This is a genomic window from Undibacterium paludis, assembly GCF_022568815.1.
Taxonomy (GTDB): domain Bacteria; phylum Pseudomonadota; class Gammaproteobacteria; order Burkholderiales; family Burkholderiaceae_D; genus Undibacterium.
This window is the reverse complement of record NZ_JAKZHX010000011.1, coordinates 179,551-194,495: the sequence shown is the minus strand read 5'-3', so window position 1 is coordinate 194,495 and position 14,945 is coordinate 179,551. Positions and strand designations below refer to the sequence as shown.

Sequence of the window (14,945 nt, the reverse complement as noted above, 5' to 3'; positions counted from 1 at the left end):
TGGCTCGACTGTACTCAACAGTGCGCCACGAATACTCTTCGTGAGATTGTGCTCAGCTCAAAAACCAAAATTGCCATTCGCCTGGGCTGGCTTGGTTACTGGCGCCGCTGGCTGACTTTCAGTCTGCGGCACGGTAGCACCACCGAGCATGGAACCAGGATCAGGTTGCATAGGCGCAGCCGGCAAAGACTGGCTCATGATCTCGCTACCGACAGTACGGGCACGATTGGCGTTCTCCACCTGGCGTGCGATTTCAGGATTACGGAGTTCCATGCTGCTGGTAATCTCCTCCACGGACTTTCCAGGAGTTCGCTTGATCATCGGAAGAGAGAGCAACAGGTACACCACGATCAGGAAGCCGAGTATCTTCCAGAAACGACTCTTTCTGGCGTTCAGCTTGGCCAATTTACGCAAGGCCATGCCGGCACTCTGCACATTGCTGAATGATGCCAGCACCATGCCATTCTCAAGCGTATTACCTTGTCTTACGATCAGGTGGTAAGCATCGTTTTTCAATTCATTGACCAGGCCCGTGGCGAGTCTGGGCAAGGCACTTTCAGCATGCGTGGCAGCAACTGTTGCAGTCTGCCCTTCTTCTGTTGAGTTTGCCACTTTAGGCGAAGCAGACAGTGCAGCGCCGGTCTCTATGGAAAAAATGGAGAAGCCACGTTCTATGGAAGGGAAGCGTATGACATTTGCCACTTCAACTTCGCGCGAACCTTCCAGCAATATCTTGCCCAGTACGGTCAGTTCCTGGGAATTGAAATTCTTGTTGACGTTGAGCGCCTGATAAGTCTCGAAACGATTGATGATATTCTTTAACATTCCATAATCCTAAAAAAACATAGTGAAAATTACTGACCACCCTAAGCGTCGATATATTCTTCGAGATAGGATGCCAGACCATCAAGCGCTGTTTTTACATACGGCCTTACCACTTTCTTGCTGGTTTGCAGTTCAGCCTGGTAATGCGCAAATATGCCAGCAGAATCCATCCAGCAAGTGCGACGCCCCAATGCATTGAACATGTAAAACAGGGTACGATTGACCGGTTTGAGCCACAAGAATTCAGCCGAAGCCACCACACCGCTGGCACGCGCCTTATCCAGCAGGGCCAGCATGGCCGTAGACAGATAGGCATGGCGCGCCAGTATCTTGACAATTTTCTCGTCACTCTTGTAACGTTCAAAACAGGCAACACCCAGTTCGGTATCAAAACTGGCCAGCGCCAGTTTTGCACTGACATCGTTGCTGGCAACACCAACCGCAGTACTGGAAGCGGACAATTGATTCAGTATCTTCAGTGCCGTTTTCTTGTCGCCACAGATTTTGGCCATAAAAGAACCCAGCAAAGCTTTCAGGTAAGGCGGCAGATCATTAAAACTGGTAAAACGCGGACCCAGCTGTTTGATCAATGCTATCTCAGCTTTTGCCATATTCAGGCGGCGACGTTCAACCGGCAAGCCGCTGACCGGTGAGATTTCTTCATAGTTCTCCCATAACTGATTCTTCTCCACCCATTCTCTGGGTGTCGTGCTCCACGCCCAACGCCCGCTTTCTATTGGTGTTTTCAAAAGATTGGCATTGAGCACAGGCGTAATGCAGGGCCACAATACGACTTCTTTTTTCGATAGGGAAAACATGTCCCAGCGACGCTTGAATTTCTGTGATGGGTGCTTGAAGTAAATATATGCCCCCATGGCCATGCACAACAGCATGGCCGGGACTTTTGTGTACCGGCCAATCAGTTCACCATTGGCGGCAAACTCGGCATACTCAACCTCTCCATACGGCGCATGCCTCATCCACTCCAGCGCAGCGCCGACATCAGCGTCAAAAAAAGCGATCAGCGGCCCGGTGACATAAGAGCGAAACAGGAAAATGGCACCAACGATAAAGCCCTTGCCGGCGAACCAGAGTACCAACACTCCTGCAGCGAACAGGAGCATGCTCCACAAGCCATCGCTGGAGTTGTCGTTTCCTGAATTACCTGCTTGTGGTGGCGGCATGCACTGCTCCTCCTCTAAAATATTCCCAGTTGCCGGTGCTGGCATCATACAAAGCCAGTGAACGGAACCAATTTAAAAACTTGGTATCCTTTTGCAAGGATCTGTATTTGCTGTAGACATTTTCTACATAATTGCTACGATGCGGCTCATTGGCAGAGTGATACAAGCCGATGGCACACCACACGTCCGATTTGCACACCACATAGCGCTGCTTGAAAATATTCGCACCAACATAAGCATTCAGACAATTATCCGTCAGCACCTGGTTCAGGCGTATATGATGTTCGGCCAGATACTGTTTCCAGCTCGCATCGTTGATCTGGAAACGCCCATAGTCCTGACTGCGGTTCTGGTTCCTTGCAGTCTGCTGCGAAGACCCGCGTTCCTGCGCATAAATCGACAATAAAGCCATGGACGGTACTTTGTAATATTCTGACGCTCCCTTGATGCAGGAATAAAAAGCTGCTTCCGATGCAGTATCCGGTGGCGCGATATAGGCATCCATGATGACTACCTCAGCTGTGATTCTTGCTCAGGTCGACAACATTGTTCACATCCTCTGCTTTTTTGACGGTACCATCCGTGCTCTTCTCGTCCAGTCCCGCACCAATTTCCTTGACGCTTTCCGCCAGGAAGGGAAACAGTATTCCCAGGTATTCAGCAAAAGAAAACAGGGCACGCTGACGAATCTGTGTCAGACGGAAATGAGCGACCAGCCAGCGGGTGCCTATCATGAGCATTACCGCCAGTGACGTCACGAAATGGGACAAGGGGTTTTGAGAATACGGCGCAGAACAGGCAAACAGAAAAGCCACTGCCGTCAACACAGCATAGATGACCGTTTCTTTTTTTCTATATGCTTCAAACCCGGCGATATCATCTTCGGTCCAGCCCAGACGCTCTTGTGCCTCGGTAAAACTTTCCTCACGATCCGAGCGCACACTGGTGAACAGACGGCGGATTGCCCCACTGGTCAGACCTGCCGCCTTCTTTGCATCAGCAGAAGGAATCAGTTTTCGCCTGAGTGGCGATGCTTCTTTCTTTTCCGACATTGAAATTCCCTACGAATATACGGCTTTATACGGCTTGTATGCAAATTATGATATGTCCAGCATGCGAACTGCTATGTGTCTTATACGTTCTCTGGCTCTGGCTCAGGCAAAGGTGCAAGCACCATTTGAAAAAGATCGAGCAAACCATTCGCATTTACTATCTTTTTTTCTTCCAGCTCCTCCAGCAATTGCGCATCATCAATCTCGAAACGCCAGTCTTTTACTTTCCTGTAGCTGTACTGATGCATGCGCTCTATGGAATCAAGCACAAATAGCAAAATCACCGAGGGCGATACTGCCAGACCACCCGCCGCAATCTGTGCTCGATAGCCAGTGCGACTCTTGAATTCAGGATCAGCAACCCAGTCTATGCCAAAACCTGGAGAAAGCGTACCAGTTGCCGGGGCAACCGCATAATCACCTTCAAAGAAGCTGTCTTTGTAGTGACGTTCTGCCAGGTACAGCATGGCCGGAAATAAGCCATCTTCACCATAAATCCAGTCATTTTCGCGGCTACCATAGACGATGCCATCGTGAACCCGGCCGTCTGCGTTATTGGCAAAAAAAATATATTTTGGCGCCAGCAAAGACTCCATGGTCTTGCTGAGCAAAGTCAATTGATCCATGCCTGCTGGTGAGCTCATTTTGCACGTATCTCCAGAATTTTCAGTTCGCAGACCTGATTCATGGCATCGAGTGCGAGTTTTCTATCTACCTTGCCAATCAGGCCCAATTGCACGGCACGGTTCTGGGGAGAGATGTAATACTGGTCTTCAATCAAGGTGGCAAACAGAGTAGAGACGTATTGCATAGGCTTAGCGCCCGCCTCACGTACAAAAGGCAGACGCATCACCTGTTCACTCAGTGCTTTGGCTTTTAACTCATAAGGTGCATAGGGCTCATTTTTTGCACCTGCCAGCAGGGCGCCCATTGCCACATCTGAAAAGCCGGCGCACATCTGACTTGCCTGCGCCAGAGAAAAGACTGAAGGTGTTCCAGTGGCATTTGTTTTTTGCATCATGGGATTTACCGCAGATTCTGCAGGCGCAGCTTGCGCGTTCGTGGCGCTTCTTTCCAGTGCGGCGCCATTCTGGATCGCTGGACCCTGACTTGTGCTGGCTGCATTGGCGGAGAAACCAAAATCACCTGACACAGGCGAAGGCGCGGGCAACTGGTCGTTAGACTTGAAAATGCCGACATAAGCAGTCAGGGCACAGGAAATGGCTATCATCAATATACCCACCATGCCTGCGTATGACAGCGATTTGAAACTGGTACTGTTGCTGCTGATACTGGTTGGCACATAGGTGCGCACCCCGATAAGCAGCAAACCGAGCAAGAAAAGGGAAGAAGCGGCGTAGACCATGGTCAGGGAGATTATTTATTTTGCTGAACGAAAGAAATCAAGAAAACCGGACTTGCTTGCCAGTTTCTCGTTTTCACGACGCTCTTTTTCATCACGTTCAGCCTCAGCCACTTCTGCTGCCGGGTTTCTCAGTTCTACGCGAATATAACGCTGCTTTTCATATACCGTGATTTGCAGGCTTTTTGTGCGCAAACGTTTGCTGTCCCGATATTGATGAAAACTGGCTTTGCCTTCGTCAGAAAAAGTGCTCAAATCTTCAAGAGCGGAATAGAGACTGCCAGTAAAGCTGCCGTCAGACTGTACATAGGGATCGTAACCAAGAGGAATGCGTGACTCAAAACGGAAAGCAAACTTGTGTGCCCAGGCATCAAGATGCTGGCCATACGTTTCACCACGTGTGTAAAACCAGGAATAATTCATCAGCGCAGGGTCGGGCCTAGCCACATCAGCGGCAAGCGGCGCAGCCAGTTGCACGTCACGCATGAAAGGAGCGTGTTTTGCAGCATCAAGCTCCACGATGCCTTTGAAATTATTTTCAGGAACCGCATCATCATACTGCGCAGTTTGGCGTGAAGCACATCCGGTGACTGTCAGTGTTACCATGACCAGTACCATTGAAAGAATTTTCACCTGCTACTCCTCTATCTCAGCGAATACAACCTGGTGGTCAAACGACAGAGGCATACGCTCTATCAATTCAACCAGGTAAGCTTTGTCTTGTCCGAACTTCACCAGACCACAGCCATCCCGGAACAGGAAGGACATGGCAAATGCCTGATCACCTTCTGCCCCATACAAACTTATAGCCTGCGCCACCATTTCATTCATCACAAACCGGGTGTTCAAATGCATGGATTGAATGGCATGGTCCATCTGCACCGGTTGGGAAACTGCAACATCCACCTGCAATTGGCCATCTGGTTTTGAAAGGAAAATCATGCAATTCCGAAAAGAAAACGGAACGATCATTTCTTCATTCAACACCAGGCCGATATCGCACAAATGCTGCGCGCACAGTTGAACCGCCTGCCGTAAAGACATTCTTGCATCAACCGTCTGCTGCCCATGGTTCTTTGTCAAGATCGCCTCAATATCCACGAATTGCTCTTTCCCAGATAAATAAAAAAGCAGCCTGTGGCTGCCCTACGGTTTACAACAAATATGGGGGATTTAAGCATGCACGCTATCAGGTACACCAATCCAGGGAATCCGATATATCCAGAACGCACCAGCAATGTGACCGACACAACCGACAGCCACTTCTGATACATCCAGACTCAACTCACCGTCGCTGCACTCGGCAGCGATCAGTCAGAAAGGCAAATCTTCGTGTTTTAAGTCGCATTTTGTGGCGCAGGCAGTAGCGCCACCCCCATATATGAGGCAAAGTTTAGGCGAACGAAAATCAAAAGTCAAACGATTTTCCGCAAGTATCTTTCAGACATGGAGAAGCCCTCTGCGAGCAGGGCGGTGACAGCATGATCATGCTCTTCCAAACGATTGCATCTTATCGCCAGCTCAGCAAAATTGGCCGAGAATGCGGGGATGGAACCGTCATACCTGGCGTCAACAATCCATTTGACGAAGCTCTTCAGATGCTCATTGGCAATTCTTTTTTCCGACCACTCCTTGACACGCTCAAAATTGTGCAACACCAGCAGTTCCGGACGCGGCACTTTCACCACGAATTCGCCGATAGGATCAGAACATATCTTGTCCTCATACAATTCATATTCACCATCCTGCTTAAGCATTTCATACGGCGGATGCAGGGATTGCACCAGCATGAGCCTGATGTCCCCTTCACCCAGCTCAAGGCCATAGGAATAATCACCGGCAACAAAAACCAGTGGCGGACCGGCTTCGGGCGTAATGGCCTCCAGGGTAAACGCGCTGGAATAAGACAGGCCGGTTGCATTCTTGAAGTGCAGACTGGCGAGGCGAATGGCGTGCCGCTTGAGAATGGCCTGACCATCAGCAATGCGATCTGTCGGTATATAGATGCCATGCGCTACACGCTGTATCAATTCTTTCTGCGCAAGATAGTAACTCTTGTTTTTTGCAATATTGGTCCCGACTATCATCAATTCAGGAAACACCTCATCCACAGGCACTTCTTTGACCGCTGGCTTGCGTTTTTCACGCTTCACCACTTTGGTGACTTTTTCAGACTCGGGCTTGCTTGATTTCACGTACATGTCTCCAACAAATAAAACGAATTCAAACCAGGCACGCAAACAAGGTGGCCTGGTCATTAACTTTGCAAGTATATTCCGAATCTACTTCCACTCATCATCAGCACAGGCACGCGATACAGTATTTGATTGCCAATACGCCGAACATGAAACCATGATCAGTTTTTTGATGACCGGGACAAGTGCTCATTCGGATAAAAAAGAAAAGACTGAATCAACAGCGCTTGCCTGACAATGGTAGAGGGAGCGGCCCGGTCCCACCAAGGCAAAATGTTACATTTTGTAAGACTAGGAACGACGGGATGTATGTCGCTGTCAGCTGCCCTACAATTCAAAAAAACTTATCACCGCTATTGCTGCAGACACTCCTGATAGTCATGCGCATATGGACTGACATCAGAACGAATAGAGGGCTTGCAAGCTTTGCGCGAACAAACAACTATCACGACCAACGGAAAGAATAAAGTATCAAAAGAAGTAGTTGAAATTTGACATTACATCCTTAGATACTTACCTGACAACATGCGCAATACGAGCTGCACGGTTAGAGCATGAAACCATACAAATCAATTGCGAGATATTCGCTTAACAAGGTAGGCGGCGTGAATATATTAGTGCAGTAGCCTAATAGGCCTACTACCAGTATTGGTTTGACTTTCGTACTTTAATTTCGTAATATCTCGCGTGCTAAAAATAAAAAATTGCTTGATGAGAGCAAGAGGACAAAGATGAGTGGCTCAACTATTGATCTTACGGAGGAAGATATTCTTGAGGTACTTCGCCGTAATGGAGTTGACCCTGAATTTGTCGCACAGGAGCAACTAGACCGCATATTTGAACTTGTTGAATCGGAAGAAGACAGGGTCCTTTCAGGGGTGCTGTATTTTGAAGATCCAAAACAGATTCAAATGTATGCGCGCGTCGAAATCGCCAATATACTGCGCGAAAAAGGCATCCTTGACATCAAACCCGAACTGGCTGTCACCGTCACCGGTGCATGCCTGATCAGCACCGATATTTTCGAGCGTTACAACAAAATTCGCGTTGAAGTCGATAAGCTGGAAAAATTTGGTAATGTCGCCATTGACGTCAAGCCAGGCCTTGACGAAGGAAAATCCGTACACCAGATTAGCGTAGACATCCATGAAGTCGCAATGGAAAACGTCAATGCGGCGTCCATGATTACTGACGCCTTATCCGAAATCGGCAAGCGCGCGATGCTGGGCGGCAGTTTTCAGGTGAGCTTTGTCGAGCAGATCGAAGACACCACTACCCATCAGCGCAACATAGACAGCGGCATCATGCCAGCCAAGCTTGAAGTGGTTGATTTTGGCTATGGCAGCGAAGGTGACGAAAAATTTGCCGAACGGACCTACAAAGACGCTGAAGGCGATTTTTTCACTTTACGCCGCGAGGCAGGTGGCTATTCACAATTCAGTGCAATTGGCCCGTACCAGGACGCCGCCACCAAAGAAACTGCCAACGTTACCGCACTCAACGGCGATAACTGGACCAAGGTGGAACCGGAACTGTTCGATCTGATCAGTCAGAAACTTGACCACTCACCAGCAGCGAAAACCGGCCCCAAAATGTAAGCCATGTCCACCTGCCACCCAAAGTCCGGCTGGTCACTTACTTTCTACCAGTTTCTTTTTTAGCCTCGGTAACGGCGCGCAAGATCGCCGGTGGCAAATCAGTACTCGAACTTGTGGAATAAAACGGCCATGGCTTTGAAGCCGGACATTTATACTCAACACTCTTCTTGTCGGCCGACAGGCGCCATGCAATCATGGTGTCGCCAGCCAATCCCTTGCAATCACCGGTAAGTTTTAATACATCGGCGGCGCGCAATTCCCCATCATAACGAAATGGGTAGCTGAATCTTTCGATGGCGGCTGCAAAGAACCATATCGTTGCCATCAGCAACCAAATTCTGACATATAAAACCAGATCCGAAATTTTCATAGCGCTGAGTGTGTAGTTGAATCCCGCATCCACAGAACTGACGAGCATGCGTTACGAAACTGCGCAGTGCAGATAGCTTGATTATCTGCCTGCTAACCCTGGCTAGCAAGTGGCGAACGAGTCCACTCGAAGAATGTGAAGTACCGGCACAACAGTCCGTACTATATGACATGGATACATGCAAAGATATGCATTGAGCAGACGACAGACATCCTGGCCTTGCCGCACATGGTGCGCTTGCCCCTTCACATCAGAACATCATCACAAACCTTACTTCATTGCCGGAGCGGCACTTTTCATCAATGATTTTACCGGAGGCTCCATGACTGACGACATCAACATTTTTGATGGGCTGAATGGCATATCCATTTTGCCAGCCAGGTCGAGCTTGCCCATCCCCTCTTTCAAAGCACCCGATGAGAGCACGCTTTCTATGCCCTTGGTAGCCAGTTTTTCTATGCCATGCTCCACTACTTTTGTTCCTATGTATCTCGCCGCCATACCGGCCAATACTGGCAATGCCATGATTACCTCCTTTTATTATTGCTTCATCATTAACCTGAAACATTAACCCTGTCACAAGCCTGCGCTATTCACGCCCTTATCGATTCCTGACTACACACCCTCAATCCCGAGAGCAGTCCATCCAGTTTAAAATATTCCTGTGTTTCCAGTACCAGCGGGACATCAACTGTTGCCTTGCCTATGACATGAAGCAAACGCGAAATCAACACTGGATCTGGGCAGCGCGCCACCGTGGTTTGCTTGAAGAAAAAAGCATCAAGCAGGGAAAACAGTTGCATTTCATCCTGGTTGAGAAAAGCATCCTGACTTGCCACGACGGCAAGGAATGCTGCCGGCAAACGAAATACCGAATAGTTACAGGAGTTTTCACTCTGTATTGCCGCCTGCTCAAACATGTGTGCAAATTCCGACAATCCACTGCCATCCCGATTGCGCAGATAGCCAAGCAAAGCCCGTTGATAAGCCTCACGTGCCTGACTGAAGCCTGCTTCACTGACAGTCCTGCCAAGGTTGTCCTCAACATCCCAAAACGCATAGGGCGCAAAAAAACTACCGCAGCTTGAAGGCAAATGCCCTGAGATGTCAGATAACAGTAAGGCTTCTTCATACAGGAAGAGGGTAGGCCGGGCGCCGGATGTTATCGCATCACGCAGGTAGGAAATCAATACCAGCAAAGCCCGACGCAAAGCTCGCACCTCATTTTCGCCAAGCACAGGCTGCGAGAATGTCCTCACAATGTCCCTGGTCAGAGTCATGGGTGCGACAAAACCTGCCACCCGCAACATATCAGATGAATAGGTCAGTCCAGTATGAAATAAGGGATCGCGCACACCGGCGTCGCTGGAGATGATTTTTTCCATATCCATGAGTGCCGCGATGGCACTTTCCGACGCCAGGGAAGAAACCATATCAAGCTCATGCCGCCACATTCACCTGCACCTATTCCTTAATAGAGAAAAACAAGCTGCCATAAAGTCCATGGAAATTACCCAAGACGACCCCGGCAATGTTCACAGGACGCCGCTACATGGCATTCGCCAGTCTTCATTTGCTTGCCTTCTGCCCTTATCACCGTAGCGAAGACAGATGACATGCATTGTGCAGATTACATGGATTGATGATTTGCCGCCAACAGAATACAATGATTATACAAATAAAAGTAAGAAAATCAATGGCGCAACAATAACAAAATGAAAATACATTTTCGATTGAATGAGCAGACAGGGGTAAATAGTACTGGCAACTGATCGCCACATGCATTGTGACCAGTAGATCAGAACAATATTAAGTAATGTGCAGATACTCATTTGAGAACGAGGCTGACAACAGCGTACTCATGCGTAATACCTGGAAACCCGCAAGTCAGAAGGAAGTGAAGGAATGAAAAGTACAAATCCACCAGTGGTAACTGCAGTGCCACCAGTCAATACGAACCTGTCACCCAACCTGAAAGACAGTAATATCACGCCGGGTAGCATACTGGACATGGATGGCGATGGCCGCCGTGATACCAAGGAGATGAGCTTGCACGAGCTCTGGCATTTACAGCATGGCGATGTGAATGCCAGAGGTGTTTGCATACAGGCTCAGCCCCCGTCACAGCTGGCCATATCCAATATATTGCCAAGTGGGAAAATTGCCCCTTTTTCCGACATTCGCCCACCCCAAATTGATACTTGCAAACCGCAACCCTTCGATGATGAGCAATAGTTATGCTCATGCAAGTCCAGCCATATACAATGCAGATCAGACTTGGCTGGCACTGATTCCACATTAGAATGAAGGGCTGGCGGCAATCCTGTCGGTCGGCCAGGCTAATCCACACTTCAGGAAACACAAGGAAATCCATGAGTGAAGCATCCATAGACCAGAGCATGCCCTGCCCCATCTGTCGCGAGACCATTAAAGTGGGGGCATTAAAATGCCGCTTCTGCAATTCCGACCTGAGAGCCGTAACGGATGCACAGGACGCGGAATCTGAACACATACTGTATTCCGGCCACCCTGCCGTCATCTACAGCGCCTGGCAATGGCTGGCTGTCTTCTGTACGCTAGGCATAGCCTATGTGTATTACTGGCTGGAGAGCATAGCCGTCACTTTTCATATCACCACACAGCGCATCAAGATAGAACGTGGTGTTCTTTCAAAATTATTGGAAAGTGTGGAGTTGTTTACTATAGAACATTTTGACGTCTACAAGCCATTGGGCATGCGTCTGGCAGGCTACAGCAGCGTCAGGCTGCGCTCTTCTGACGCCAGCTCACCTGTCATCAGTATCTATGGTATTGACGGACTGGAGAAGCTGGCCGACGAACTGCGCGAATGTTCGTTGCGTGAACGCGCACGGCGCAAGATTACTTCCATCATACAGCCCTGACAAACCCTGCGTGACCTGGCTGCAAGGGTTTTGCCTGATTACTCTGTCAGCTATTTTGCGCCGGCCTGTGTGTAATGCTGCTTCACTGTACTGAGCAAGGCAGCCTCCACCGCATTATTGTCCGCATAGTCTTGCGCCATGATGATGCTGCGGTTAAACAGTATAAATACAGGTACCGAGAAGACGCCGTATTGACGCGTCATTTGTTCTGCACGACCTACATCAGCTTTGACTTCTGCACTTTTCATTGTGCTGTTGAATTCTTGCGCCGGAATACCCTCTTTGGCCAGAAAGGCAGCAATGGATTGCGGATCACTGGCATCCAGGCTCTTGTCCTGGATGGCAGCAAAAACATGTGCTCTCAGCGATAATTCCAGTCCCATCCTGCGCAAGGTGTAATAGATGATGGCTTCTCTTTCACCATTCTTGCTTTCACTTCCCCAATTTGCAGAAAAGATCGCCGGGATTTGCTCGAAAGTATAGATCCCCTGCTGAAACAATATCGACTGTTTTGCCTGCCAACTATTGACTGTCGGTTCCATATTTTTGCAATGCGGGCAGGTGTACATGAAGAATTCGATGATTTTCTTTTCTTCAGGCTGCGCCGCGATCGCCCCTTCCATCATCTGCCTGGCCTTGCCCGTATCGCCACAAGCCGACAGCATTGAAAGCATCACTGCGATTCCAAAAATTCTAATTAAATTACTGTACATACCAATTTTCGCCATAACCCGTTCATGTTTTCAGACATTTTCAATATTTCATTGTATATCAATGATAATTTAATTTACCGTCAAAAATAAAGCCAAATTTACACATAATTATTCTTTTTTTAAACGATTTATTTTGTATTTATATTGAGTTAAACTATGCTCAATGAAATTAACGCTGACGCCTGATAATCAGGGTGCCAGCGTACTGGCGCAGCAAACATCAAGAAATGTACACTTAGGACAGCAAATGGAGTATTGGACACTCGCCCGATGGCCACATTGGGCTTCGGGCTTTTTTGCATTAATGGGCATTTTCTATGGCAGAAAATTATTTGACCTGAATTTTCTGACTGTTACGTTCTGGTTTTTCTTCCCATTTCTGCTTGCTGGAATTGCTTCTGAATTACTGATCACTGCGCTAAGTATCAAGAAAAATGTCCGCCTGTTGTCAGACGCCGAGAAAAAACTGGCAAAAATTTTTGACTGGCGCATGATTGCCTGCCTTGCCATCGTCCTGTTTACCACAGCTGCCGTGCTGGCCAATTTATATACACGTGGCATACATACCAGTTGGTATGTGCTATCCATGGCAGCACTGGCGTTGGTGTATGGCTTGATATTGCGACAGATCTGGATGGTGGATTTGCTGTGTTTTCCGCTGTTTTACCTGATTCCAGTGGTCGCCGGTACACTTGACACGATGTTGCCCCTGTATGCGACGCAAATTGTTCTGGTATACATGTTTGGCGTCCTGATTTATGCCGTGCGTCTGACATCCATGCTGGAAGTATCGACAGTCGCGACTGAAGATCATAGTTACGTGATGCTGGGTGGTAAATATGATCGCCATCACATGGCGTATCTGCTGAGCATGAGCGGTACCACGTTCGGACTGGCATTAGCCTACCACCTGGTGGAGCAGGCAAGCCGGCTGGGCCGGATTTCTCTCGTGATCATACCCCTGATGATTTACCTGATTGCCCATGTCACCCAGCATTACCGCGCTTACGTGAAAGGCGTGGGGCCCGAAAAAAGTTTTCGCGAAGTCGTCTGGAATCCACGCGTCAAGATCTGTGCCCTGATCGCCCTGATTTGCATGGCCATTGCAGTCAACTGGAGAATCTGAGTGTCTGCCGACAAGCGTGTCAGCCTGGTGTTACTGGCCTATTTTGCAGCTGCAGGCTTGTGCATCGCCATGCCGGTCTTGCTGCTGTTGAACACGACAGTACCGCACAGGTTTGAATTTTTGGCTGTTTCTTATGCACTGATTTTTTTGTTCTTTGTCATCAGAAATTTCTTGCTCGGTGGCAAACTCAACGTACGCCTGAGTACACAGATCAACCAGATTTACGGCACTGAGTTACGCGGCATGGGATCCCGATTCATCGACCTGCACTGCCTGAGCCTGTTGCGGGTCTACGGAGTCTGGCTGGCGTTTCCAGCCGCTTGGCTGGATAAGATAGTCGGACCGAATGACCTGTTTCACATCTATGAAGTTGCGCTGGATACCCACCTTGGCCCCCAAGCCCGGCCGCATCAAGATGAGCACGTTGCGCACTAATGAAAATGAAGGCTGCAAGTAAGACTTGCAGCGATACGATTGGAAGAAGGGATATATCGTGAGTTACACACTTTTTCTGAAAACGCTTGAAAGCAAGCGGGACGAGGACGGCCATAGCGGCTGCTACCGAGATGACGCTGTCAGGGCCCTGGCGCAAGATGATCTGGCTTCCATGCTGGCAAAGCAGCAGAGCACTACAGGCAAGGCAAAGAACTGCATAGAAGAATTGAATCAGATGCTGACGTCAGGCGCCAGGCCTGACTTTTCCAATACGGACCTTGCCCTCAGTACCCAGACATTTGATGCGAAATACACTCACGCTGTTGAGCGCTGCAATCTGTTCCTGATACAAAAGCAGCTAACCAGCCTCAATACTCAGGCCGTCCGTGTCGATATCGCCGCCAGACATGCCGGTATCGACTTGCAGGACAGCAGTGCAACACTGACCCACCCTACCCTGCTCAAAGAGCTTGATGTATTCAAGAAATTGAGCACCAACGTCGTCGGACTGCTGGCTTTTGACATCTCCAGACAGGAGGCATCAGACTCCCTGCAAAAAAGCATACAACAGATAGGTGACAAGACCAGGACTTTGCTGGCTTCGCTGTCCAACCACAATCACGACCTTGCAGCAGACCTGCAGGATACCGCAAGAGGCACGTCAGGAATACGTAATGGAAATTGAAAACGCATGCTTTTATCAGGTTGCCTACAAGGGCAGGGAACAAATTGTCTACGCACTCTCTGATGGTGTCATGGGACGCGTGCGCTTCATTGAGCATTTAAGTGCGGGCGTGGAAGAATCTTTTGATCCATCGACCAGCAAGATACTTAAACGATTTGGGAGCGCCGAAGAAATCTGGAAGGATGAATTTGCTTCAGAAGTCCTGGCAGTCCTGGTACAAGACGGACTGGAGCTTGATACGCTGGAAACCCTGCAACTGATAGAACAGATACAGCGCCAATCCTTGCCTCTGAGCGATTTGGCCAAGATCCGCCACCTGGTCACTGTCCTGCATGAAGAGCGCCGTCAACTAGAATCTTCGCGCAGCAGCCTGTGGCGCTCATTTGCACATCGGGCAGCCATCTGACATTATATTGAGATGAACGCGATTGCCACAATCAAGCTTGGCAATCAAACCGGGGAATCTGGTCTGCACCAGCAACTCCCCCATCATTCT

21 protein-coding genes are annotated in these 14,945 nt (G+C 48.9%); 8 read left to right on the top strand and 13 right to left on the bottom strand.

Annotated elements, in window-relative coordinates:
• Positions 1 to 57: 57 nt before the first annotated feature.
• From LZ463_RS19620 to LZ463_RS19580, 9 genes are all read right to left on the bottom strand, one after another.
• Positions 58 to 825, bottom strand: coding sequence for a hypothetical protein (locus tag LZ463_RS19620; RefSeq protein ID WP_241457550.1), 768 nt, complete (start codon positions 823 to 825; stop codon positions 58 to 60).
• 41 nt (positions 826 to 866) lie between these two features.
• Positions 867 to 2,009, bottom strand: a complete 1,143-nt coding sequence (gene icmP, locus LZ463_RS19615) for a type IVB secretion system coupling complex protein DotM/IcmP (protein ID WP_241457549.1) — start codon at positions 2,007 to 2,009, stop codon at positions 867 to 869.
• A complete protein-coding gene (locus LZ463_RS19610; RefSeq protein ID WP_241457547.1) occupies positions 1,987 to 2,514 on the bottom strand; it encodes a lytic transglycosylase domain-containing protein in 528 nt (175 codons plus the stop codon). The genes icmP and LZ463_RS19610 overlap by 23 nt, the downstream gene beginning before the upstream one ends.
• Before the next feature lie 10 nt (positions 2,515 to 2,524).
• The gene (locus LZ463_RS19605; protein WP_241457545.1) at positions 2,525 to 3,061 is read right to left on the bottom strand and encodes a hypothetical protein; all 537 of its coding nucleotides are present in this window, start codon (positions 3,059 to 3,061) and stop codon (positions 2,525 to 2,527) included.
• 80 nt (positions 3,062 to 3,141) lie between these two features.
• Positions 3,142 to 3,705: a hypothetical protein gene (locus tag LZ463_RS19600; RefSeq protein WP_241457543.1), complete on the bottom strand. Its 564-nt coding sequence runs from the start codon at positions 3,703 to 3,705 to the stop codon at positions 3,142 to 3,144.
• Entirely contained in the window at positions 3,702 to 4,427 is a 726-nt protein-coding gene (locus LZ463_RS19595; RefSeq protein ID WP_241457541.1) for a hypothetical protein, read from the bottom strand. Before LZ463_RS19595 ends, LZ463_RS19600 begins: the two co-directional genes overlap by 4 nt.
• 15 nt (positions 4,428 to 4,442) lie before the next feature.
• Complete coding sequence (locus LZ463_RS19590) at positions 4,443 to 5,057, bottom strand: hypothetical protein (RefSeq protein ID WP_241457538.1); 615 nt, start codon at positions 5,055 to 5,057, stop codon at positions 4,443 to 4,445.
• 3 nt (positions 5,058 to 5,060) lie between these two features.
• Positions 5,061 to 5,507 carry a hypothetical protein gene (locus LZ463_RS19585; protein ID WP_241457536.1) on the bottom strand — a complete coding sequence of 149 codons (447 nt, stop codon included), beginning with the start codon at positions 5,505 to 5,507 and terminating at the stop codon, positions 5,061 to 5,063.
• A gap of 332 nt (positions 5,508 to 5,839) precedes the next feature.
• On the bottom strand, positions 5,840 to 6,619 hold the full coding sequence (locus LZ463_RS19580; RefSeq protein WP_241457534.1) for a hypothetical protein: 780 nt from the start codon (positions 6,617 to 6,619) through the stop codon (positions 5,840 to 5,842).
• A 4-nt stretch (positions 6,620 to 6,623) separates the two neighbouring features.
• On the opposite strand from LZ463_RS19580, the gene LZ463_RS19575 reads away from it, so the two are divergent.
• Both LZ463_RS19575 and LZ463_RS19570 read left to right on the top strand, forming a co-directional pair.
• Positions 6,624 to 6,854 carry a hypothetical protein gene (locus LZ463_RS19575; protein ID WP_241457532.1) on the top strand — a complete coding sequence of 77 codons (231 nt, stop codon included), beginning with the start codon at positions 6,624 to 6,626 and terminating at the stop codon, positions 6,852 to 6,854.
• A gap of 496 nt (positions 6,855 to 7,350) precedes the next feature.
• Positions 7,351 to 8,217, top strand: a complete 867-nt coding sequence (locus LZ463_RS19570; protein WP_241457530.1) for a hypothetical protein — start codon at positions 7,351 to 7,353, stop codon at positions 8,215 to 8,217.
• A 37-nt stretch (positions 8,218 to 8,254) separates the two neighbouring features.
• On the opposite strand, the gene LZ463_RS19565 is transcribed toward LZ463_RS19570, so the two are convergent.
• The 3 genes from LZ463_RS19565 to LZ463_RS19555 all read right to left on the bottom strand — a co-directional run bounded on the left by LZ463_RS19565 (position 8,255) and on the right by LZ463_RS19555 (position 10,020).
• Positions 8,255 to 8,635, bottom strand: coding sequence for a hypothetical protein (locus tag LZ463_RS19565; RefSeq protein WP_241457528.1), 381 nt, complete (start codon positions 8,633 to 8,635; stop codon positions 8,255 to 8,257).
• 222 nt (positions 8,636 to 8,857) lie between these two features.
• A complete protein-coding gene (locus LZ463_RS19560; RefSeq protein WP_241457526.1) occupies positions 8,858 to 9,112 on the bottom strand; it encodes a hypothetical protein in 255 nt (84 codons plus the stop codon).
• Positions 9,113 to 9,180: 68 nt separating this feature from the next.
• Complete coding sequence (locus LZ463_RS19555; protein ID WP_241457524.1) at positions 9,181 to 10,020, bottom strand: FimL-related protein; 840 nt, start codon at positions 10,018 to 10,020, stop codon at positions 9,181 to 9,183.
• Positions 10,021 to 10,492: 472 nt separating this feature from the next.
• Between LZ463_RS19555 and LZ463_RS19550 the strand changes: the two genes are divergently transcribed.
• Both LZ463_RS19550 and LZ463_RS19545 read left to right on the top strand, forming a co-directional pair.
• On the top strand, positions 10,493 to 10,822 hold the full coding sequence (locus tag LZ463_RS19550; protein ID WP_241457522.1) for a hypothetical protein: 330 nt from the start codon (positions 10,493 to 10,495) through the stop codon (positions 10,820 to 10,822).
• 137 nt (positions 10,823 to 10,959) lie between these two features.
• The gene (locus LZ463_RS19545; protein WP_241457520.1) at positions 10,960 to 11,490 is read left to right on the top strand and encodes a PH domain-containing protein; all 531 of its coding nucleotides are present in this window, start codon (positions 10,960 to 10,962) and stop codon (positions 11,488 to 11,490) included.
• Positions 11,491 to 11,540: 50 nt separating this feature from the next.
• Here LZ463_RS19545 and LZ463_RS19540 read toward each other — a convergent pair whose 3' ends face one another.
• Positions 11,541 to 12,164 carry a thiol:disulfide interchange protein DsbA/DsbL gene (locus tag LZ463_RS19540; protein WP_241457519.1) on the bottom strand — a complete coding sequence of 208 codons (624 nt, stop codon included), beginning with the start codon at positions 12,162 to 12,164 and terminating at the stop codon, positions 11,541 to 11,543.
• Between the two features lie 202 nt (positions 12,165 to 12,366).
• On the opposite strand from LZ463_RS19540, the gene LZ463_RS19535 reads away from it, so the two are divergent.
• From LZ463_RS19535 to LZ463_RS19520, 4 genes are read left to right on the top strand one after another with little or no spacing between them, the layout of a single operon-like run.
• Positions 12,367 to 13,329: a hypothetical protein gene (locus tag LZ463_RS19535; RefSeq protein WP_241457517.1), complete on the top strand. Its 963-nt coding sequence runs from the start codon at positions 12,367 to 12,369 to the stop codon at positions 13,327 to 13,329.
• Positions 13,330 to 13,764 (top strand): hypothetical protein, encoded by a 435-nt coding sequence (locus LZ463_RS19530; RefSeq protein WP_241457515.1) that lies wholly within the window; start codon positions 13,330 to 13,332, stop codon positions 13,762 to 13,764.
• Positions 13,765 to 13,822: 58 nt separating this feature from the next.
• On the top strand, positions 13,823 to 14,449 hold the full coding sequence (locus tag LZ463_RS19525) for a hypothetical protein (protein WP_241457513.1): 627 nt from the start codon (positions 13,823 to 13,825) through the stop codon (positions 14,447 to 14,449).
• A complete protein-coding gene (locus LZ463_RS19520) occupies positions 14,439 to 14,855 on the top strand; it encodes a hypothetical protein (RefSeq protein WP_241457511.1) in 417 nt (138 codons plus the stop codon). Before LZ463_RS19525 ends, LZ463_RS19520 begins: the two co-directional genes overlap by 11 nt.
• The last annotated feature ends 90 nt before the right edge of the window (positions 14,856 to 14,945 follow it).